At 65.8% G+C, this 21,742-nt stretch carries 18 protein-coding genes; 16 read left to right on the top strand and 2 right to left on the bottom strand.

Annotation, left to right across the window (positions count from 1 at the left end; translation table 11 throughout):
* The first annotated feature begins 48 nt into the window (after positions 1-48).
* From QU663_RS00515 to QU663_RS00530, 4 genes are all read left to right on the top strand, one after another.
* Complete coding sequence (locus QU663_RS00515) at positions 49-954, top strand: cysteine ABC transporter substrate-binding protein (RefSeq protein WP_021611558.1); 906 nt, start codon at positions 49-51, stop codon at positions 952-954.
* Positions 955-1,041: 87 nt separating this feature from the next.
* Positions 1,042-1,701: an amino acid ABC transporter permease gene (locus QU663_RS00520; RefSeq protein WP_021611559.1), complete on the top strand. Its 660-nt coding sequence runs from the start codon at positions 1,042-1,044 to the stop codon at positions 1,699-1,701.
* Entirely contained in the window at positions 1,682-2,359 is a 678-nt protein-coding gene (locus QU663_RS00525) for an amino acid ABC transporter permease (protein WP_021611560.1), read from the top strand. Before QU663_RS00520 ends, QU663_RS00525 begins: the two co-directional genes overlap by 20 nt.
* Positions 2,347-3,159, top strand: coding sequence for an amino acid ABC transporter ATP-binding protein (locus QU663_RS00530; protein WP_021611561.1), 813 nt, complete (start codon positions 2,347-2,349; stop codon positions 3,157-3,159). The genes QU663_RS00525 and QU663_RS00530 overlap by 13 nt, the downstream gene beginning before the upstream one ends.
* Before the next feature lie 414 nt (positions 3,160-3,573).
* On the opposite strand, the gene QU663_RS00535 is transcribed toward QU663_RS00530, so the two are convergent.
* Positions 3,574-4,794, bottom strand: coding sequence for an RNase H family protein (locus QU663_RS00535; RefSeq protein ID WP_021611563.1), 1,221 nt, complete (start codon positions 4,792-4,794; stop codon positions 3,574-3,576).
* A gap of 161 nt (positions 4,795-4,955) precedes the next feature.
* Here QU663_RS00535 and QU663_RS00540 point away from each other — a divergent pair, with 161 nt between their 5' ends.
* Positions 4,956-6,308 carry a hypothetical protein gene (locus tag QU663_RS00540; RefSeq protein WP_084437406.1) on the top strand — a complete coding sequence of 451 codons (1,353 nt, stop codon included), beginning with the start codon at positions 4,956-4,958 and terminating at the stop codon, positions 6,306-6,308.
* A gap of 87 nt (positions 6,309-6,395) precedes the next feature.
* Here QU663_RS00540 and QU663_RS00545 read toward each other — a convergent pair whose 3' ends face one another.
* Positions 6,396-8,858 carry a S9 family peptidase gene (locus QU663_RS00545; protein WP_021611565.1) on the bottom strand — a complete coding sequence of 821 codons (2,463 nt, stop codon included), beginning with the start codon at positions 8,856-8,858 and terminating at the stop codon, positions 6,396-6,398.
* A gap of 264 nt (positions 8,859-9,122) precedes the next feature.
* Here QU663_RS00545 and QU663_RS00550 point away from each other — a divergent pair, with 264 nt between their 5' ends.
* The 11 genes from QU663_RS00550 to QU663_RS00600 all read left to right on the top strand — a co-directional run bounded on the left by QU663_RS00550 (position 9,123) and on the right by QU663_RS00600 (position 21,298).
* A complete protein-coding gene (locus QU663_RS00550; RefSeq protein ID WP_021611567.1) occupies positions 9,123-10,127 on the top strand; it encodes an Abi family protein in 1,005 nt (334 codons plus the stop codon).
* Between the two features lie 38 nt (positions 10,128-10,165).
* Positions 10,166-10,777, top strand: coding sequence for a GtrA family protein (locus QU663_RS00555; protein ID WP_370465122.1), 612 nt, complete (start codon positions 10,166-10,168; stop codon positions 10,775-10,777).
* Positions 10,778-10,805: 28 nt separating this feature from the next.
* On the top strand, positions 10,806-11,738 hold the full coding sequence (locus tag QU663_RS00560; RefSeq protein ID WP_021611569.1) for a patatin family protein: 933 nt from the start codon (positions 10,806-10,808) through the stop codon (positions 11,736-11,738).
* A 1,307-nt stretch (positions 11,739-13,045) separates the two neighbouring features.
* Positions 13,046-13,294 carry a glutaredoxin-like protein NrdH gene (gene nrdH / locus QU663_RS00565; protein ID WP_009058684.1) on the top strand — a complete coding sequence of 83 codons (249 nt, stop codon included), beginning with the start codon at positions 13,046-13,048 and terminating at the stop codon, positions 13,292-13,294.
* A gap of 302 nt (positions 13,295-13,596) precedes the next feature.
* The gene (gene nrdI, locus QU663_RS00570; RefSeq protein ID WP_021611572.1) at positions 13,597-14,013 is read left to right on the top strand and encodes a class Ib ribonucleoside-diphosphate reductase assembly flavoprotein NrdI; all 417 of its coding nucleotides are present in this window, start codon (positions 13,597-13,599) and stop codon (positions 14,011-14,013) included.
* Complete coding sequence (nrdE, locus tag QU663_RS00575) at positions 13,983-16,139, top strand: class 1b ribonucleoside-diphosphate reductase subunit alpha (protein ID WP_021611573.1); 2,157 nt, start codon at positions 13,983-13,985, stop codon at positions 16,137-16,139. Before nrdI ends, nrdE begins: the two co-directional genes overlap by 31 nt.
* Positions 16,140-16,412: 273 nt before the next feature.
* Complete coding sequence (locus tag QU663_RS00580) at positions 16,413-16,973, top strand: hypothetical protein (RefSeq protein WP_304990610.1); 561 nt, start codon at positions 16,413-16,415, stop codon at positions 16,971-16,973.
* A gap of 30 nt (positions 16,974-17,003) precedes the next feature.
* Positions 17,004-18,017, top strand: a complete 1,014-nt coding sequence (locus QU663_RS00585) for a hypothetical protein (protein WP_304990611.1) — start codon at positions 17,004-17,006, stop codon at positions 18,015-18,017.
* Between the two features lie 113 nt (positions 18,018-18,130).
* Complete coding sequence (locus QU663_RS00590) at positions 18,131-18,604, top strand: hypothetical protein (protein WP_034482162.1); 474 nt, start codon at positions 18,131-18,133, stop codon at positions 18,602-18,604.
* Positions 18,605-18,719: 115 nt separating this feature from the next.
* Positions 18,720-19,331, top strand: coding sequence for a hypothetical protein (locus QU663_RS00595; RefSeq protein ID WP_304990612.1), 612 nt, complete (start codon positions 18,720-18,722; stop codon positions 19,329-19,331).
* 137 nt (positions 19,332-19,468) lie between these two features.
* Entirely contained in the window at positions 19,469-21,298 is a 1,830-nt protein-coding gene (locus QU663_RS00600) for an ABC-ATPase domain-containing protein (RefSeq protein ID WP_304990613.1), read from the top strand.
* Positions 21,299-21,742 lie beyond the last annotated feature (444 nt).

A 21,742-nucleotide genomic window follows, 5' to 3' on the forward strand; every position in this document is an offset into this window, starting at 1 on the left:
ACGAACGCCCCGGCGTCCTTTATTCCAGACCGCAGATTAGGAGCCCTTATGAGCGCCACTCACGCACGCACAAAGCCATTCCTTCGACTCGCCACGGCCGCCGTCGCCATGGTCGCAGCCCTCGGCATGGCCGCATGCTCCGGTGGCGCGGCCACCTCCTCGTCCTCCTCGAGCGCGCAGGTCGGCGACCGCACCCCCGAGCAGATCCAGGAAGCCGGCGAGATCGTCATCGGCATCTTCTCCGACAAGGCCCCCTTCGGCTACATCGACGCCGACGGCAAGCCCGCCGGATACGACGTCGTCTACGGTGACCGCATCGCCGCCGACCTGGGCGTCACCGCCAAGTACGTCCCCGTCGACGCCGCCGCCCGCACCGAGGTCCTCGCCTCCAACAAGGTCGACATCACCCTCGCGAACTTCACCGTCACGCCCGAGCGCGCCGAAAAGGTCGACTTCGCGAACCCCTACTTCAAGGTCTCCCTCGGCGTCGTCTCGCCCACCTCGGCGGAAATTACGGACGTGAGCCAGCTGGCCGGCAAGACCCTCATCGTCACCAAGGGCACGACCGCCGAAGCCTACTTCGAGGCTAACCACCCCGAGGTCAAGCTCCAGAAGTACGACCAGTACTCCGACGCCTACCAGGCCCTCGAGGACGGCCGCGGCGACGCCTTCTCCACCGACAACACCGAGGTCATCGCCTGGGCGATCCAGCACCCCGGCTTCAGCGTCGGCATCAAGAGCCTGGGCGACACCAGCTACATCGCGGCCGCCGTCAAGAAGGGCAACACCGCCCTCCTCGACTGGCTGAACAACGAGCTCGTCGAGCTCGGCAAGGAAGACTTCTTCCACAAGGACTACGAGCAGACCCTCGCCCCCGTCTACGGTGACGCCGCGACCCCCGACGACCTGGTCGTCGAAGGCGGCGTGGACACCACCTCCACCTCCACCAACTGACGCAGGTACGAGGCCGTGGCCCCTCCCGGGTCCGCCCGCCGCGGGTGATCGCCCGGCGCGGCCACGGCCTCGTCCCAGATTTCGCTTATGAATCTTGAGATTTTGGCGCGATACGCGCCCCTCTACGTCGACGCCGCCATCCTCACCCTGAGGATTGCGGCCATCGGCATCGTCGGCTCTCTCGCTGTCGGCCTCCTGGTGGCTGCGATCCGGCACTACCGGATTCCGATCGCCTCTCAGATCGGTGCCGCCTACGTCGAACTGTCGCGTAACACGCCGCTGCTCGTGCAGCTTTTCTTCATCTACTTTGGCCTGCCGCGCGTGGGCATCAAGTGGAGCGGTGAGACCTGCGCGATTGTCGGCCTGATCTTCCTGGGCGGCGCCTACATGGCCGAAGCCCTGCGTTCCGGCCTCGACTCGATTGCCACCATCCAGTGGGAGTCCGCGTCGGCGCTCGGCCTCACGCGCACGCAGACGCTGCGCCACGTCGCCCTGCCGCAGGCCATCGCGACCTCCGTGCCGCCGCTGGCCGCCAACGTCATCTTCCTCATCAAGGAAACCTCCGTCGTCTCCGTCGTCGCGCTGCCCGACCTCGTGTACGTCGCGAAAGACCTCATCGGCATGTCCTACAACACCTCAGAGGCTCTGATCCTCCTGGTCCTCGCCTACCTGGTGATCCTCCTGCCCGTGTCCATCGCGGCCCGACTCGTCGAAAAGAAGGTGCGCCGTGGCGGATTTGGGAATTAACGTCATCTTCGAAGGCCGCAACCTCGTGCGCATCCTCGAGGGCCTGGGCGTCACCATCGGAATCTCCGCGCTGTCCGTCGTGCTGTCCCTGATCCTCGGCGTGTTCGTGGGCCTCGGCATGCGCTCGCGCTGGCGCCTCCTGCGCTGGCTCATGCAGCTCTACCTCGAGTTCGTGCGCATCATGCCCCAGCTTGTGCTGCTGTTTGTGGCCTACTTTGGGCTCACGCGCGTCGCGGGGATTAACCTGAACGGCATCACCGCGTCCGTCCTCGTCTTCACCCTGTGGGGCGGTGCCGAGATGGGCGACCTCGTGCGAGGCGCGCTCATCGCGATCCCCCGCCACCAGTACGAGTCCGCATACGCTCTGGGACTCTCCCCGAGGCAGACCATGCGCCGCGTGATCCTACCGCAAACCCTGCGTAGGCTCGCGCCCCCGGCCGTCAACCTCATCACCCGCATGATCAAGACGACGTCCCTCGTCGTCCTCATCGGCGTCGTCGAAGTCCTCAAAGTCGGACAGCAGATCATCGACGCCAACCGCTTCAACTACCCCACCGCCTCGCTGTGGATCTACGGCCTGATCTTCGCGCTGTACTTCCTCATCTGCTGGCCCATCTCGCTCCTCTCACGCCACATGGAGAAAACATGGCAGAACTGACCCCCGACACTGCGGCCTCGCCCGAGCGCGCCACGTCCTCGTCCGTGGAAGACCCGCAGCTGCGCCTCGTCGACCTCGACAAGACCTACCCGGGAGGGCACCACGCCCTGCGCGGCGTCTCCCTCGACGTCGCCGACGGTGAAGTTGTCGTCATCATTGGCCCGTCGGGCTGCGGCAAGTCCACGCTGCTGCGCACGATCAACGGCCTCGAGCCGATCAACTCCGGGCAGATCCTCTTCGACGGGACCGACCTGGCGGCGCCCGGCGTCTCCTGGCCGGGCGTCCGCCGCCGCATCGGCATGGTCTTCCAGTCCTACGAGCTCTTCCCCCACCTGACCGTCATGGGGAACCTGACGCTCGCCCCCGGCCTCGTCGCGGGAGAATCACGCGCCGACGCCGAGGAGCGGGCGCATAAACTGCTCGAGCGCGTCGGCCTGGCTGACCGCGCCGACGACTACCCGCGCCAGCTCTCCGGCGGCCAGCGCCAGCGCGTCGCCATCGTGCGCGCCCTCATGATGAACCCCGAGATCCTCCTCCTCGACGAGGTCACCGCCTCCCTTGACCCGGAGATGGTGCGCGAGGTCCTCGACGTCGTTCTCGAGTTGGCTCGCACCGGCATGACGATGCTCATTGTGACGCACGAGATGGGCTTCGCCCGCGCGATCGCCGACCGCATCGTCTTCATGGACGAGGGCCGCATCGTCGAGGTCGACCCGCCGCGCAAGTTCTTCGCCGACCCGTCCTCGGATCGCGCGCGCAAGTTCCTCGACATCTTCAGCTTCGAGGGCGCCAAGCTGTAAGCGCGTTGGGGCTCGCGGATAGGAAACGGCTACGCGGATAGGTTATGAGCATCTGGATACCTTAATAACCTATCCGCGTGTGCATAACCTATCCGCATGTGCGCAACCTATCCGCATGAGGTGCACTCGGCCGACTGGAGCTCCAGGGGGGGACGCGTGCACTGGCTGTCGAGACGCAACCTCTCCGCGTCGCGGCCACGGCCATGGAGCGGTTTCCCAACAATGTCGCATGCAATTCCCCTGAGGTTGCTTCAAACATTGAATTCACGTCGTTGGAATTGCAACGTTTGTGGGCGGTGCCGTTTATTCGGGCAGCCGAATTGCATGCGACTTTTGGAGAGAGTGCGGCTGTCGTGCCCGGAGCGCGCCCGCCGAACGCGCGAGCCGAGCCCACCCGAGACAGAACGCCCCGCTTCAGGAAATCAGCGTCGACTGGTGGTGCACCATGACCAGGCGCGCCTCGCCAGAGGTCGCCGGCGCCCACACGCTGGATTCCAGCGACGCGCCGCCCTCCCAGCGCACCCGGTAGCGGGTCAGGAACGCCCCGCCCAGGTCGTGCGCGTCGATGCGGCCGACCGCTGGTGAGGCGGGCGAGGGCCCCGCCAGCGTCGTGGTCGCCGCGCCACCCGGCCAGATGCGCGTCGTGCGCTCGTCGGTCATGGCCGCCAGCGCCTCCTCGTCGCCGCCGGTCCACGCCAGGATGAACTCGCGCTCGCGGGCGATCGCGTCCTCGGTGGTCGCCGAAGGTTCACTCTCGGACGAGGCCGGGGCCGCCTCGGTGGGTACGCTCGACTCGGTGGAAGCTGAGAAAACGCTGGGATGAGAACGGAAAGTCGAGGTCGTGGCCCCGCTGCTGGAAGCGGTCCCGGTCGTGGGCGTGTCTATGGTGTCGGCCGAGCCCGTACCCGCCGGGTCCGCGTTCTTCGCCGAAGCGCCGCGCGAAGGCGACTCTGTCGCGGGGGAATCAGAGGTGGCAACGCCCTGCGGTTCTGCCGAAGTGGGCGCAGTGTCCTCGGCGGAACCGCCACGCGAAGAAGACGCAGTCGCAGGCGCATCAGCGGAGGTGGCATCGTGAGGGGTTTCTGACGTAGATGCAGTGTGCGTGTCAGCTGAGCCTGCGCTGGCCGCGCCGTCGTCCGCCTGTGTTGTGCTCGCAGTGGTGCGCGACGAGCCGCCCCCGAACCCGGGACCCGGCTCGGGTGTGCGCCCGGCCTGGTAGGCCTCGGCGCACCCTCGCGCGAGGTCGTCGGCGCGCTCGTTCATGCGGTGGCCAGCGTGTCCCTTGACCCACTCGAAGGTGACGCGGCGCCCTTCCATGGCCCGGTCGATCTCCTGGATGAGCTCCAGGTTCTTGATGGGCTTCTTGTCGGCCTTTGTCCAGCCGCGTTTCTTCCAGCCGAGCCGCCACTTGGACACGACGTTGATGGCGTACTGCGAGTCGGCGAGGATGTGCAGCTCGTCGCCGGTCTCGGCGGTGGCCTGAAGCAGGCGCAGGATCGCGGTCAGCTCACCGAGGTTGTTGGTGCCCTTCGGCCAGCCGCCCGCGTCCCACGTGTCCTCGTCCACGTACCAGGCCCACCCCGCGGGCCCGGGATTGCCGAGGGAAGAACCGTCTGCCGCCGCCGTTATCGTCATGCCCTCATCCTATCGGCATCGCGCTTGCCTGATCGGAACGGGGACGAGGCCCGGCTCGTTCGGGCAACGGGACGAGGCCGGGGCAGCCTATGCCTCGTGCTCTAAAATCGGGGGTGGGCGCGGTCGCGCCCTTCGCCGCAACGATGAGGACGGAGACGACCATGAGCACTCGCAGCGATGAACAGCACGAGACGAATGCGCCTCAGCGAGAGGGAGGTGGTTCGGCGAAGCGGAAGCGGTCCCGCCCGTGGGGTCTCCTCGCGCTTGCCTTCGCGCTTGGGTTGCTCATGTGGAGCTGCATTCCGAAGGGCTACCTGATCAGTTCGTCGGTGGATGAGCTGAGTACGGGTGACGCTGTTATCGCTCTTCGAATAGGTCACGCAGAATCGGTGTCTGGCCTGGAAGCACCGATTCATGACAGCTGGGTCGTGCTTCTCGATGCTCAAGGCAATCTCGAAGGCGCGCTCCGTCGCGATGATTCAGTAGCCCGTCTCGCGTGGCTTGACAGCGGGATTTCATACGGTTCGTGGGAGCAAGAGTACCTGACCACGGAAGACGGGACCCGTGTGGTGGACCGTGACCATTCGAGGATTGCGGAATATGGGCGTTACCTGCTGCCGGATGGACGAATTGTCGTTGTTTCTTCCTGGTCCGATAAGGGGCTTCTGATCGATACGATCGAACCTGATGGCAGTATGACGACTGTGGAAACTGAAGGAACGCGCGGAGACATGGGCCAGTGCGGGGGACGGATTGTGTCGATCGTCGACACGAAGCAGCTCCCGCGTGCGAAGGCATCAGAGGCCTTTGAGGCCTACGCCGCACAATCGGGCGGTGATGGTGACCAGCCGGAGGTTCTGTCTGTCGTCGTTCAGCTGACTGATCTTGACGGCGGTACTCCCCAGATCCTTGGCGTAGCGCCCGAGAACAATGTGTTGGGGTCGGGGCAGAAGATGTTTGCCTGCGAGGGGGATGTGATCACTGTGCCGGGCATCCAAGTGGCCGATCCTGACTCCACAAAGAGGGCAAAAGTGTCTGAACCTGAGGGAACCCTGGTTCTCCAGCGATGGGACCTGTCGACGGGGCAGCGCACGGTTATTCCCGTGCTCGACGAGCAGGGAAATCCCATCGAATTGGGGAGAGACCCCAATATCGATCGCTATGTGGGGATCCAGGTGGGGCGCGAGTACAGGTTCATCAGTGCGGACGGTCATGCGTTTGCGGTCGACTTGGACAGTGGCCAGGGCCGTCACCTGTTCTCGTACAGGGAGCCGGGCAATTACCCACCAGTGTTGTTCCAAGTGACTAAGACGGGCGTCTACGCCCTCGACGATGACTTGCAAGGGCGCCGGGTCAACCTCATCTATCTACCGTGGGACGGGGGAGAGCGCCGGAAGGTTCTGACAACGACCAAGCTGGAGGGATACATCAAGACGTGGAGCCCGCTGTCGGGGCACGTGCGAAAGATTGAGTCCTTTACCCTGCGTCCCGGCTGGGACGGCGGCGCTCAGTAACGTAGCGAGGTAACACAGCACAGTCTCGCGCGGCACCGTGCGCGGCGCGAGAGGGGCGGTCTTCCAACGAAGACCGCCCCCCACCCGTTACAGCGTGACGCCCACCTGGCCCAGCGCGAAGGCGAATTCCTCGCAGCGCGCCGCCCACCGGCCCTCGCGCCCGGACGGGCCGGCGTGCCCGGCGACCATCTCGGTGCGCAGGATGATCGGACGCTCGCGCGGGTCGCGCGCGGCGACGAGGCCTCCTCTGGCCTCCGCGCCCGTGCTCTCGCCGCCGCCGGAGTCGACGCCGACCGTACCGGAATCCCCGGCCGCCCCCGAATCGCAGGAGTTGCAGCGCTTCCCAGCCCCGGCCTCGTCCGTGGAGGGAACCTGGCCGGTGGCCTCGCGCAAGCGCTGCACCCACTTGGTGGGCTCGACGAACTCGACGCGCGTGTCGTTGACGGACGTCGTCGCCATGATCGCGGGCAGGAGCGCGCCGTCGGGCACGTTCTCGTACGGCGTGTAGCGGCTCATTGCGTCGAACACGGCGCGCGAGGTCAGCGGGTTGCCCCATTCTTCCCACTCGCCGACGGTGAGCGGCAGGGTCGGGTCCAGGATCGTGGTGAGCGCGTCCACGAAGGGAACGCCCGCGAGGATCGCGCGGAAGCGGTCGGGGGCGGCGTTGGTGACCGCGCCCATGAGGAGGCCTCCGGCGCTGCGGCCCTCGGCGACCAGGCGGCCGGGCGCCACCCACCCGGAGTCGACCAGCCAGTCGGCCACGTCGATGAAGTCCGTGAAGGTGTGCTCCTTGACCAGCTCCTTGCCGTCCTCGTACCAGGCGCGGCCCATCTCGCCGCCGCCGCGCACGTGCGCGATCGCGTAGACGGCGCGGCGTAGGATCGGCAGGCGCAGGGTCTCGAACTCGGGGTCGTAGCTGACCTCGTAGGACCCGTACCCGATCTCCCAGCCCGCGTGCGTGCCGTCCGGGCGCGCGTCGCGGTGGTGAATGAGGGTGACGGGGATGCGGGTCGCGCCGTCGCGCGCGAGCACCCACACGCGCTCCTCGACGTACTCGGCGGGGTCCCAGCCGGGTGCCTCGCGGGTGCACAGGGTCCGTACGCTCAGCGCCGCGTTTTCGCTTGTGGTCTCGGGGGACGAGGCCGGGGCGCGGTTCGGCAGGGTCACCTCGGCGACCGTGGGCGGCACGGTCTGCGACTGGAACTCCACGCGCAGCGGATCGGCCCACGGGGTTGGCACGGTCGTGATCGTGCGCACCGGGGCGTCGACCTCCACGCGCTGCCACGTGGGCGCCTGCTCGCTGCGGTCCCACACGTCGACCTGCGTGAGCGAACCCGAACGAAGCGAGAGCGCCACGTAGCCCGCGTGGGCCTCGACGTCGGTGATGCGCTCGCCGGGGCCGGGGCTACGCAACGGCTCCCAGGACTCAAACGGCGTGAGGGGGGTGGGCTCGTCCCCCGGCAGGGGAGTGCCGGGAGTGCGATCCGCCAGGGCCTGGCGACTGTACGCGGAGGAAGACGTGACGCCGAGGCGCGCCAACGCCTCGGGCGACCCCCCTGCGGGCAGCATCGCCTGCGCGAGCGAGCCCTCCTGCGTCAGCCCCGTATGCACGATAAACAGGCGGTCGCCCGCCGAATCCGCCGACACCAGCGTACGCGGGCGCACCGGCATGAGCGGCAGCGGGCGCACCGACGGGTGGGCGGGCAGCCACAGCCACGCGCGGCCCGCCGTCGACGAGGACGAATGAATGACGACGTGCCCCGGGAAGCCCGAGGGCGCGAACCCCATCTCGAAGCCCTCGTCCGGTTCAACCAACAGCAGCTCGTCGGCCTCGCGCGGCGTGCCCAGGCGGTGCAGCCACACGTCGCACGCGCGCCACGCATCGTCCACTCCCATGTAGATAAAGGACTTCGAGTCATCCGCCCACGCGAAACCGTACCCGGCGCCTGCCACGGCCTCGTCGATGACGCGCCCCGACGCCTCCTGCACGACCCACGTGTAGCGCTCGTCGCCGCTCGTGTCCCTCGCCCACGCGATCAGGCGCCCATCCGGGGAGGGATACAGGTCCGCCAGGCGGAAAAACTCCTGCCCGCGCGCCCACTCGTTCTCATCGACGAGGAGCTCCTCACCCCGCGCGGGCACGCCCGGATAGGGGACGAGCGGGATCGGCGCCCCGGCCTCGTCGCGCTCCACCGGCGCGCGGTGATGCGTCGCGTAGGACTGACCCTCCGCGAAACGACGGAAGTACCAGAACTCGCCCTCGCGGATCGGAACCGTCACGTCGGTGAGCGCCGTGGAGGCCTTCACCTCCTCCACGAGGCGCGCGGCCGCCTCGCGCGTCGGCGCCGTCACCGCGTCCGCCCACGCGTTTTCCGCCTCCAGGTGCGCGCGCACCTCCGGGTTCTCTCCGTCGCGCAACCAATCCCACGGGTCATCAAAATGCTGCCCGAACTGGTCGCGCACCCGGTACCCGTAGCGTTTCGGGGCAATCGGGGGAGTCGGCGAGGCCTGGGGTGCGTGGTGCGGGGTCGTCTCAGTCATGGGGACCATCTTAGAGGCGGGCGTGGGGGTGGGTCGCCGCGGGTGCGGGCTGGCGGCGTGCGGGCCCGGGCGTGGCGGGTGGTTGAGCGGCCCGGGGCGGTGCCGGGGAGGATGGTGAGGTGGCCGCAGTGTTCGTCCACAACGTGCAGCATGACTGCACTCGGATGGACAAACCCAGTGCGTGTGCGCGGCTGCCGTGATACGATGAGATCACAATGACCGGTTCCGCCCGACGAGGGTCCAGGGCCGGTCTTAACATTTCGGAGAAGAGCGATGGAGCCCAAACCCTTTAAGTCTGTCGATGATCAGATTTCCATTCTCCGCGAGAGGGGAATGGAAATACATGATCTTGAGTTTGCTCGCTCTGTCCTTCGTGAAATCGGATACTATAGACTGTCTGGATATTCCTATCCCTATCGTGCTGTCCAAGCAGAGGCAGCGCTTCTCTCCGATAACTTTATCGAAGGAACCACGATCGAAAAAGTGGTCAAGCTGTACAGGTATGATCAAGAGCTAAGAGCTGTCACGGGGCTTCAGCTAGCGAAAATTGAAATTGTGCTTCGGGTAATGATCAGTCACGAGCTTGGACGGGTTGATCCATACATACACTTGAGTCCACATAAGCTCGGGAAAAAAGCTTGGGATAAGAATAATGCGCAATCAACTGAACAGTATGCAATGTGGCTAGAAAAATATAGTACAGCTGTGGTTCGTTCAAACGAGGACTCAGTCGTGCATTATAAGAAAAAGTATGACGCCATTTTGCCAGTTTGGGTCGCAGTGCATGTTCTCGATTGGGGAAGTTTGCGCATGTTGTACGACTTCGCTCGCGATGAGCAGCGGAGAGCTGTTGCCAATCAGCTCAATATTTCAGAATCGCAGCTCAGCTCATGGCTGCTTTGTCTTAATGATGTCAGAAATGTGTGCGCGCATCATGGTCGACTCTATAGCAGGACGTTTCCAAAGAGTCCCATGCTCACGGGAGAGGATCATGAGCTCGGATTTCTGCGTCGATTCGTGCTTGACGATGTGAAAGAGGGGAATGGGAAGGAAAAGAAAGGAAAGTGCTTTGCGCAGTTCACCATCATCCAGTATCTTCTTTCTAAGATGAATCTGGAGGGGCTCGACGAACTTCCACGTCTGTTGCATAACTTCCCCGAAGTATCTCCTGTTTCGGTTGAATACCTTGGTGTTCCCGAGAACTGGGAGGAGCTTCCTTTGTGGAATGGTGATATGTATTCGTGTCCTCCTCAGGCGATGTCATACAGTCAAGGCTGATGGTAGAAACACCGGGGAGTGCGTGCGAGACTAGGGGAGTGAACGACGAACAAGCTCCCTCGCGCGAATCCGCCGTGCTCGCACCCGCGTCCCTGGTGCTTGAGCCCGCGGCCCCTGCACTCGGACCCGCAGCGCTCGCGGACTCGTCTCTTACTCAGCCCGGCACCCGCGGACAGGTGAACGAGGAAGCGGCCCCTGCCTCGTCCCTGAGCCTCACCGAGCGGCTCATCGCCTGGGTGCGCGAATTCATCCAGTTCGGGCTCGTCGGTGCGACCGCCTTCATCGTCGACGCCGGACTGTTCAACCTCCTCCAACACGGTCCGCTCGGCATCCTCGCCGGACACCCCAACACCGCGCAATTCGTCGCCGCCGTGACCGCGACCCTCTACTCGTGGATCGCCAACCGCCTGTGGACCTACCGCGGCCGCACCCGGGACAACGCCACGCGTGAAGCCATCCTCTTCTTCTTCGCCAACGCCTGCGGCATCGGCATCTCCCAGTTCTGCCTGCTGTTCACCCACCACATCCTCGGGTTCACCTCGGCGCTGGCCGACAATATCGCCGTCTACGTCGTCGGCTTCGCCCTGGGCACCGCGTTCCGCTTCTTCTTTTATCACTACGTGGTCTTCACCGGGGGTACGCGCGCGTAGGTTCGAGGCGCGGCGGTAGGGTCGACACGTGAAGGAAACGCCAGAGCACTACCCGACCCCCGAAGAATCCATCGCCACGATGGTCACCATCGACGACACCGCCCTCGTTTTCGAAGGTGGCGGCATGCGCAACGCCTACACGGCCGCGCTCGTCAGCCGACTCATCGCCGAAGGCATCAACTTCCCCCACATCTCCGGCGTCTCCGCGGGCTCCAGCCACCTGTGCAACTTCACCTCCCGCGACGCGATCCGCTCACACGCGACCTTCGTCGACCTCGTCGAAGACCCCGAATTCGGCGGGCTCAAACACTTCCGCAAAGGCCACGGCTACTTCAATGCCGAGTACATCTACCAGCAGATCTGCTACCCCGACGGCGCCATGCCCTTCAACATGGACACCTTCCTGGCGAACCCGGCCACCACGCGCGTCGCCACCTTCAACGCATCGCGCGGCGAAGAACGCTGGTTCTCCAAGGAAGAAATGAACACCCTGGACACCCTCGGGCCCATCGTCCGCGCCTCCTCCACGCTGCCGATCCTCATGCCGCCCGTCGAAATCGACGGCGACACCTACGTCGACGGCGCGCTCGGCCCCAACGGAGGCCTGCCCTTCGACCAGCCCCTGCGCGAGGGATACCGCAAGCTCCTCGTCGTCCTCACCCGTCCCCGCGACTTCGTCAAAGACCCCATGCCCGCCAGCGTCGGCGCACTCCTGCGCACCGCCTACCGTTCATTCCCGTCCGTCTTCGAGGGCGTCGCCCTGCGCACCGACCGCTACAACGCGGGACGCCGCTTCCTCTTCGAACTCGAGGAACGAGGCCAGGCCTACGTCTTCGCCCCCGACAACCTGTGGATCAACAACACCGAGTCGCGGCGCGAGCGCCTCGAAGCCACCTACCGAGCCGGCCTGGTCCAGGCCGTGCGCGAGATGCCCGCAATCAAGGCGTTCCTGGGGTTGTAAGGGGCCGCGGCTGTTGCGGGAGCCGTGTCGCGGTGCCGGTGGCCGGTGGTATCGGCGGCCCGGGGGAGGGCTGGTGGCCCGGTAGCGGGCTGGTGGCCCGTGGTGATGGTGGCCCGTCGGTGGGTGTGTCTCTCGTTGGCTGCGTTGCGGGCCTGGGTGTGGCTTCTGTCTGGGGCTATCCGGATAGGTTGTGCGCATCCGGATAGGTTATGGGGATGTGGATAGGTTGTGCGCATCCGGATAGGTTATTAAGGTATCCGGATGCTGGTTTCCTATCCGGATGTTGGTTTCCTATCCGGATGTGTTGTCGCCCGGGGGCGGTATCCGCTCAACTAGCCGCGTTGCGGGCCTGTGACCCGGCGCGGAGGCTGGGGCCGCGGGAGGCGCGGCGGAGCCAAGGCTGCGCTCGTGATGATTCAGCTGGCGTGGCCGCGTTCGTTGCAGCCGCTCCCAGGCATCGTGGCCGGGCTGTTCGGTTCTTGTCGTGCCCTCTTGCCGGGTGATTGGGGGGTTTTGCAGCATTAGGAGCTGTTTTACGGCGTGTCGTCGGCGTGTCGCGGCTCTATTGGTGCAATTCCCCCGTGGGCGACGGTGTAGGGGTTACGGGTGGCACCCCGGCCCGCCCCCGTGCCCAGCCGCCGGCCCCGGGGAGTCAGCCGTCCGCCCATGCCCCCAGCCGCCCGCCCATGCCCCAGCTGCCCGCCCAGGCCCCCAGGCCCAGCCTGGCCCCCCGCACGTGATCTGCCTTGCGACGCAGGCCGCCCGCCCATGCCCCCAGGCCCGCCCGTCCCGCGCAGCTTTCCGCGGCATTTCAGGCATTCGTCCGAAATGGCTCCCAACCCCTACATCTAGGGGCGCTTATCTGCCAACGACCCCTAGATGCGGGGGTGCGACACGCCCAAACCCCTCCGCTAAACTGTGATGCGCAATACAATTCACCTGGTTGAACAATGGTTATCCACAGGGTGGTGACGACGCTGTCCACAGTGTTCACAGGGGTGTTAGGGTCCTCGGGGACATGATGAACGGGTTGTAGGGTTAGCGATAAACCCACGTGTTTGCGCGCATTCGCGCATGTCCCCTCGTCGGCCTCGACAAACCTGTGAGAGAGGAGGGTGATCCTGACCGCTCGCTCCGTCCACAGGGCGTCCACCCCTGCCCTCCACAAGGGCGGCGCACACAACATCTAGGGGTCGCTTGCGCAAGTGCCCCCAAGGTGTAGTGTTGTCGTGTTCGCGGCGAACGAGCCGCAAGAAAGCCCGCAAGGTAAGAAAACGTCCGGCCTCGAGCCGCAAGGAGACACGAACATGTCGATCACCGTCTACTCCAAGCCCCGCTGCCCCCAGTGCGACGCGACCTACCGCGCCCTCGACAAGCAGGGCGTCTCCTACGAGAAGATCGACGTCACCCAGGACGCGGAATCCCTCGCCTTCATCAAGGGCCTCGGCTACCAGCAGGCCCCCGTCGTCGTCGCGGGTGAGGACCACTGGTCCGGCTTCCGCCCCGACCGTATCAAGGCCGTCGCCGCCGCAGCCCCCCTGGCGCTGCAGGCCTGAGCCGCGCCGACGAGTCCCGGCCGCGAGGCCGGGGCTTTCGCGTATCTGGGCGGGGACGAGGCCGGGGTAACCCGCGCGCACGCGGGGCACTCGTGCGCGCGGCAGTGTGGGGGTGATAAGCCTCTGACCGGGGCCAACGCCAATGTGCTGCGGCTAGCACGCCCGCCGGGAAACGGCGAGCTCACCCGGCCTGGAGGCGCGTCGACCATCCCACACGGGGACACGCCTCCCACGCGCGCCCGCCCGGGCCTCGTGAGTGAGACACTAGAAGCTCACCGTCCCGACAAGTCGGAAGGAACACTATGGGCATCGTCGTCTACTTCTCGTCGGCGACGGGCAACACCCGCCGTTTCGTGGAAAAACTGGGAGTCCCGGCTGCGCGCATCCCGTTGCATCCCAAGGATGAGCCCCTGCGCGTGACCGATGAGTACGTGCTCGTTGTGCCCACCTACGGCGGCGGAAATATTAAGGGCGCTGTCCCTAAGCAGGTCATCAAGTTCCTCAACGACCCCGACAACCGGGCCCTGTGCAGGGGCGTGATCTCGTCGGGAAACACTAACTTCGGCAAGGCCTACTGCATCGCGGGCGACATCATCGCGGCCAAGCTGGGGGTTCCCCACATGTATAAGTTCGAGCTCCTCGGCACGCCTGAGGATGTCTCCAGAGTTCGCGAAGGACTGGAACAGTTTTGGCAGAAAACTACACCGACACAGGCGTAGAGGACGCTCCCTCCCCGGAGCTGGACTACCACGCGCTGAACGCGCAGCTCAACCTGTACGACGCGGACGGACGCATCCAGTTCGACGCGGACCGTAAGGCCGCTCGCCAGTACTTCCTGCAGCACGTCAACCAGAACACGGTGTTCTTCCACGACCTGGAGGAGAAGCTGAAGTACCTGGTGGACGAGGGCTACTACGAGAAGCACGTCCTGGATCAGTACGACTTCGCGGACATCAAGGAGCTGTACAAGCAGGCCTACGCCCACAAGTTCCGCTTCCCGACGTTCCTGGGCGCGTTCAAGTACTACACGTCGTACACGCTCAAGACCTTCGACGGTAAGCGCTACCTGGAGCGCTTCGAGGATCGCGTGGCCATGGTGTCCCTGTACCTGGCGCGCGGCGACATTGAGCTGGCCCGCGCCTTCGTCGATGAGATCATGAGCGGCCGCTTCCAGCCGGCCACCCCGACTTTCCTGAACGCGGGAAAGGCGGCGCGCGGCGAGCTGGTCTCCTGCTTCCTGCTGCGCATCGAGGACAACATGGAGTCGATCGCGCGCGGCATCAACTCGGCGCTGCAGCTGTCGAAGCGCGGCGGCGGCGTCGCCCTGCAGCTGACGAACCTGCGTGAGTCGGGCGCCCCGATCAAGAAGATCCAGAACCAGTCCAGCGGCGTCGTGCCCGTCATGAAGCTGCTCGAGGACTCCTTCTCCTACGCGAACCAGCTGGGCGCGCGTCAGGGCGCGGGCGCCGTGTACCTGCATGCGCACCACCCGGACATCATGCAGTTCCTGGACACCAAGCGTGAGAATGCGGACGAGAAGATCCGTATCAAGACGCTGTCCCTGGGCGTCGTCATTCCGGACATCACGTTCGAGCTGGCCCGCAAGAACGAGGACATGTACCTGTTCAGCCCCTACGACGTGGAGCGCGTGTACGGCGTGCCCTTCTCCGAGATCTCGGTGACGGAGAAGTACCACGAGATGGTGGACGATGGCCGCATCCACAAGCGCAAGATCAACGCGCGTCGCTTCTTCCAGACGATCGCGGAGATCCAGTTCGAGTCCGGCTACCCCTACATCGTCTTCGAGGACACGGTGAACAAGGCGAACCCGATCAAGGGCCGTATCACCATGTCGAACCTGTGCTCGGAGATCCTGCAGGTGTCCGAGGCCTCGACCTACAACGACGACCTGTCGTACTCGCACGTCGGCAAGGACATCTCCTGCAACCTGGGCTCGCTCAATATCGCGAAGACCATGGATTCCCCGGACTTCTCGAAGACGATCGAGATGGCGATCCGAGGCCTGACGGCCGTGTCGGATCTGTCGGACATCGGCTCGGTGCCGTCGATTGCTCGCGGTAACGCGATGAGCCACGCGATCGGCCTGGGTCAGATGAACCTGCACGGGTACCTGGCGCGCGAGCACGTGCACTACGGGTCCGAGGAAGCGCTGGACTTCACGAACATGTACTTCATGACGGTCCTGTTCGAGGCCATCAAGGCCTCGTGCACGATCGCGCGCGAGCGCGGCGAGACCTTCGAGGGCTTCGAGGAGTCGAAGTACGCGTCCGGCGAGTTCTTCCGCAAGTACATTGACGAGGAGTGGGCCCCCACCACGGACAAGTGCCGTGAGCTGCTCGCAGCCTCCTCGATCAAGGTCCCGACCCAGGCGGACTGGGAGGCCCTGGCGGCCGACGTCGCGAAGTACGGCATGTACAACCAGAACCTGCAGGCGGTCCCGCCGACGGGCTCTATCTCGTACATCAACAACTCGACGTCGTCGATCCACCCGATCGTCTCACGCATCGAGATCCGCAAGGAAGGCAAGATCGGCCGCGTCTACTACCCGGCGCCGTACATGACGAACGAGAACCTTCAGTACTACCAGGACGCGTACGAGATCGGCCCCGAGAAGATCATCGACACCTACGCGGTGGCGACCCAGCACGTCGATCAGGGCTTGTCGCTCACGCTGTTCTATCCGGACACGGTGACTACGCGTGACCTGAACAAGTCCTACATTTACGCGTGGAGGAAGGGCGTTAAGACCCTGTACTACATGCGCCTGCGTCAGATGGCCCTGGAGGGCACGGCGGTTGAGGGCTGCGTGTCCTGCATGCTGTGACGTGGCGCCCGTTTGTCGGCTGGTGCGGGGGTCGGGAAGCCGGCCCCCGCACCGTTTTGTGCGCGTGGGACGAGGCCGGGGTGCCTTGAGGCGGTGGCGGTGCGTGGGACGAGGCCGGGGTGGCTTAAGGCGAGGCGGGGGTGGCGTGTGGGACGAGGCCGGGGTGGCTTGAGGCGGTGGCAGAATAGTTGGGCACGGAAACCGTTCGGCTTTTTGGCGTGATGCTCGTATGATTGCGGAGGAACAATGCGTCAATTCTGACCGGAGTAAGCGATGAGTGATCCTACGAACCCCTACGGTGGAACCAGCCCGAGCACCGAGATCGTCTACGGCGCCCAGCCGGCCTATGGCGAGCAGGGCGCCTACGGGACGCAGCCCGGATATGGCGCCGGGCAGAACGCCTACGGGACGCAGCCCGGATATGGCGCCGGGCAGAACGCCTACGGCGGCGGACAGGCCGGTTACGGCGGGGGCCCCGCCTACGGTCCCCAGGCCTCGTATGGCCAACCCGCATACGGCCAGGGCGTGTACATGCTCAACCCCGCTGTCGAGCGGCTCCGCTCGAACGCGACGATGGTGCGCATCATGGCGTTCGTCAGCTTCGTGACCCTGGGGCCGCTGCTGGCGATTCCCGCGTGGTTCTGGGGAGGGAGCCTCGTCAGCGAGGCTCAGTCCATGGGCGCCCCCGCGGACGTCATTGCGGATATCCGCGGTGCCAGATCGGCGGCCATGATCTGCTCGGTTATTGAGATCATCGGTCTCCTTGTGCTCGTCGTGATCTTCTTTGTCATCCCGCTCATCATTGCCGCCTTGGCGTTTGGTGCAGGCTACTAGGCCCGCCCCTGAAACTAATTGGATCTCGTCATGAGTCATGGATACAACCCTGCCGGGAACGTCTCCGGCGGCCAGTGGCAGGCGGCTTACCAGCAGCAGGGGCAGGCGGCTCAGTCTGCCCAGCCGCAGGGAAGCCAAGAGTACGCGGCCCCGCAGTCGGCGCCCGCCTCGGGCCAAGGTGCGGGCGGGTATGCGCAGGGCGGCCCTCAGCAGTACGCGCAGCCGCAGGGTAACCCCCAGCAGTACGCGGACCAGCAGTACCCCCCGCCGCAGGCTGGCCAGCAGTACGGCGGTGCGCAGTACGCCCAGCCGCAGCAGTACGCGGCCCCGCAGTCGGCGCCCGCCTCGGGCCAGGGCGCGGGTGGGTACGTGCAGGGCGGCCCTCAGCAGTACGCGGGCCAGCAGTACGCCCAGCCGCAGCAACAGGGGCAGCAGCAGTTCGTCCAGAGCGGGCAAGGTGGCGCGCCCCAGGTTGCCTCGCAGCAGTACGCGGGTGCTCAGGCGGCCCAGCCGCAGCAGTACGCGGCTCCGCAGTCGGCGCCCGCCTCGGGCCAGGGCGCGGGTGGGTATACGCAGGGCAACCCTCAGCAGTACGCGGGCCAGCAGTACGCCCAGCCGCAGCAACAGGGGCAGCAGCAGTTCGTCCAGAGCGGGCAAGGTGGCGCGCCCCAGGTTGCCTCGCAGCAGTACGCCGGGCAGGTCCAGGGTGGTGGGCAGCAGTACGCGGCTCCGCAGTCGGCGCCCTCGCAGCAGGTGCAGGCGAGCGCCCAACTGGCCAAAGACCCCCGAGCGGACGATTGGATACGCCTCAAGGGCAGGGCGAACGTTGCCATCCTCAACAGCGCGCTCCGCTTCTTTGGGTTCCCGTTCCTCTCTCTGCTCATTGGGTTCGCGAGGGCGCACGACGTGTACGAGGCCGCGAAGCAACTCGGCGCTCCTTCTGATGTCCTCCTGCGTGCAAGGATCGCGATGGGTACCGCGGCATTTTTCTTCTTCGTGCAGATCGCCATCCTCGTGGTCGTCGTCATCGGCGCAAACATGTGACGCGATCGCGTCGGAGGCGAGGTGCGGAGTAATCCGTGCCTCGTTTCTTCGCCCGTGGTGAGCCGTGCGCTAGCATGGAGGCGCAAGAGCGACCCCTTCTTTTGGAGCAACACATGAGTGATCCCGTCAACCCCTTCACGCAGCAGGCCCCCGACACCGAGGCCCCTGCCGCGTCGGCGACGCCGGGTGCGGAGATCCCCGAGGCCTCGGCAACGCCGGGCGCAAACCAGCAAGCGTACGGCCAGCAGCAGTACGGCCAGCAGGCATACGCTCAGCCGATGTACGCCGTGAACCCCGCGGTGGAGAAGATCCGCTCGAACGCTTCGACGGCGCGACTCCTGGCGATCCTCAGCTTCTTGTTCGGCGGACTCCTGCTGTCGGGCGGCATGTGGTTCTGGGCGAACAACATGCTGCAGGAAGCCCAGATGCTCGGCGCCCCCATCGACGTCGTCGACCAGGCGCGCAGCGCCCAGTCGACCGCCAAGATCTGCTCGATCATCCACATCGTCTTCATCGTCGCAGGTCTTGTCATCGGCGTGATCTTTCTCGTCCTCGGCCTGTTCATCGCGGGTGCTGCCGGCCACTGACGCGCCGCCACGGTCGCGAGGCCCAGGTGTTTCCCGGGCCTCGGACCTGTTTTCTTGTCCGACTCGTGCGCTAGTATGAGTCGCGAATCCCTGCCCTATCATTTTGGAGCAACACATGAGTGATCCCGTCAACCCCTACGCGCAGCAGGCGCCGGCCGACCAGGCCCCCTTCGCGCAGCAGCCCGGCTACGGGCAGCAGCAGTCTTACGGAACTGGCGGAGCGTACGGTCAGAGCGCATACGGCCAGTCCGCCGCCGGGTACGATCAGAGCGCCGGTCAGTACGGCTACGACCAGAACGGCTACGCCCAGAACGGCTACGCCCAGGCCGGCTACGCCCAGAACGGCTACGCCCAGAACGGCTACGCCCAGAACGGCTACGCCCAGGCCGGCCAGCCCCCCTACGGCGAGTCGGCCTACGGCCCCACCTACGGCCAGCCCGCCTACACGCCCCCCAACACCTACCAGTACGAGTCGATCCGTTCGAACTCGACGATCGTCATCATCCTGGCCGCGCTCAGCTTCTTTACCTTCGGACTCCTCATGTCGGTCCCCGCGTGGGTCTGGGGCCAGATGCTGGTTACGAACGCACAAACAAGCAATGCGCCCATGGACGTGCTCGACAAGGCGCGCATGGGCCGCATGATCGCCATGATCATCTCCATCGTGCAGATCCTCCTCACGCTCCTCTTCGTCATGATGATCATCGCTGGGATCTTCTCGCACTGAGGCATCCAACGCTCGTGGGGCGGGCCCGGGAATTCTCCCGGGCCCGCCCCACTGTCAGCCAGCCCGCCCCGCGATGAGACCAACGCCAGCGCCTGCGAGAACCCCTCTCTCGCAGGCACCGCCTGTAAACTTGCAGCATGACTCCCCGATACGAAGCCCCCGCACGCTCGACGTCCGGAACCGACGCTGACCTCCTCGACCAGCTGCGACACGCGGACGGGCGCCCCTACGGCTTCTACAAGAACGCCCTCGGCGCCTGGGACTACGGCGACTTCACCCTCGCGATCGACCACGTTCAAGCGGACCCCTACGCCCCGCCCTCGTCCCTGCGAGCCTGGGCACGGCCCGAGGCCATGGGACTGCCCGAGGCCGCCCTGGCCTCGTCCGACGCCCGCCTCGCCGCCGCGGACTTCATCGCCCGCTCCTTCGACGAGGCTATCCGCGCCCGCGGAGCGCGCGACGTGACGATCGCCCGCGCCGGCGCCCTCATCCTCCAGCGCTCCTACGCGACCGTCCTGCCCGACCGCGTCGAAGTCCGCTTCCAAGTCAAGCTCCCCGCGCGCGGACGCACGATCCTCGGCAAGAGCGCCGCTCGCCTCTTCGACGTCGACGTGCCCAACATCGTCATGGACTGCTTCGACTTCGTCTCCGAAGACCCGGACACGACCCGCAAGCGTTCCCGCCTCCTCGCCCACGTCGCCGCCTACGAGGACTACCGCGCCCTCCAAGGGATCCTCGAAGAGCGCGGGTGGGTGTCCTTCGTCGCCGACGACGCCATGCTCGCGCGCCGCTCCGGCGTGTCCGAGGCCCCCCTCGCCGGCGACGGCGTCGTCGCCTTCGCCTCCCCCGAGTCCCTGCGCACCACCGTCACCCTGCCGCACGCCGGCGAGGTCACCGGCATGGCCATCCCCCCGGGCCTGACCCTCATCGTGGGCGGCGGCTACCACGGCAAATCCACCCTCCTGGAGGCCATCGCCCAGGGCGTCTACGCGCACGTGCCCGGCGACGGCCGCGAACTCGTCGCCACCGACCCCACCGCCACGAAGGTGCGCGCCGCCGACGGGCGAGCCGTCACCGGCGTCGACATCTCACCCTTCATCACCCACCTGCCCGGCGGCGCCGACACCACGTCGTTTTCCACCGAGAACGCCTCCGGCTCCACCTCGCAGGCCGCCTCCATCATCGAATCCCTCGAGCTGGGCGCGCGCACGCTCCTCATCGACGAAGACACCTCCGCCACCAACCTCCTCATCCGCGACACCCGCATGCGCGACCTCGTCGCCGCCGAGAAGGAACCCATCACGCCCCTCGTCGACCGCGTCACCTCCCTCACCGAGGCCGGGGTCTCCCTCATCATGGTCGTCGGCGGCTCCGGCGCCTTCCTCGACGCCGCCGACCGGGTCCTCATGATGGACAACTACCACTGCCTCGACGTCACCTCCCGCGCGCGCGAGGTCGTCGCCGACCTGCCGCGCCCCCGCACCGACGCCCCAACCTCCTGGGAGGCCGCACCCCGCGTGCCCGCCGCTAAGGCCCGCGTGGACCGCCCGCGCACCAAGGCCTCGGGCACGACCGTGTTGACGATCGACCGTTCGACCGTCGACATTTCCGACGTCGCCGCCGTCGTTGACCCCGGGCAGGCCGAGGCCATCGCCTGGTGCGTGCGCGGCGTCCTCGAGGAGATGGCCGGCAAGCAGTCGATGCCCGACCTCATGGCCAAGCTCGGCCGACGCCTCGCTTCCGAGGGCCTGGACGCCGTCTGCAAGTTCGGCGCCCGCCCCTACCCGGCGTTCCTGGCGCGCCCGCGCCTCATCGACGTGGGCGCCGCCATCAACCGCTACCGCGGCCTGTCCCTGCGCGAGCCGCGCGAGGCGGGGGAGGCGGACGATCCGCGCGAGGCTGGCCAGGTGGGCGCGGCGCGCGAGGCGGGCCAGGTGGACGATCCGCGCGAGGCGGTCGAGTCGTAGCCGCTTGCGGCCGGACGCCGGGGCCACCCTCCACGCCAGTGGCGCCTGGTGTGCGCTCGGCAATTTCGCACGTAATTCCCATGTAAACCTTTCAGACATTGAATTGGCATCGTTGGAATTGCAGCGATTCCGGAGATAATTGAAAGTTCAGGCAATCGAATTGCATGCGAAATTTCGGGTATGTGTCTCTGTCGTCACTCCTGGGTGCTGCAGTCGGGCCAGCGCGGCTATTGTGCGCTCGGCATTTTCGCACGTAATTCCCCCGCGACTATTTCAAACTTTGAATTCAGGCCGTTGGAATTGCAACGTTTGTGGGGCTAATTAAAAACTGACCAAGCGAAATTACGTGCGACTTTTGTGATGTGTGCTCAAAGTGCAGTCCACTTCGGTGGAAATTGGCACTTTTGGGGTGTTTTGGGCGAGGTGGTCTACGGTTTGGGCACA

Source organism: Schaalia sp. HMT-172 (genome assembly GCF_030644365.1).
GTDB lineage: Bacteria > Actinomycetota > Actinomycetes > Actinomycetales > Actinomycetaceae > Pauljensenia.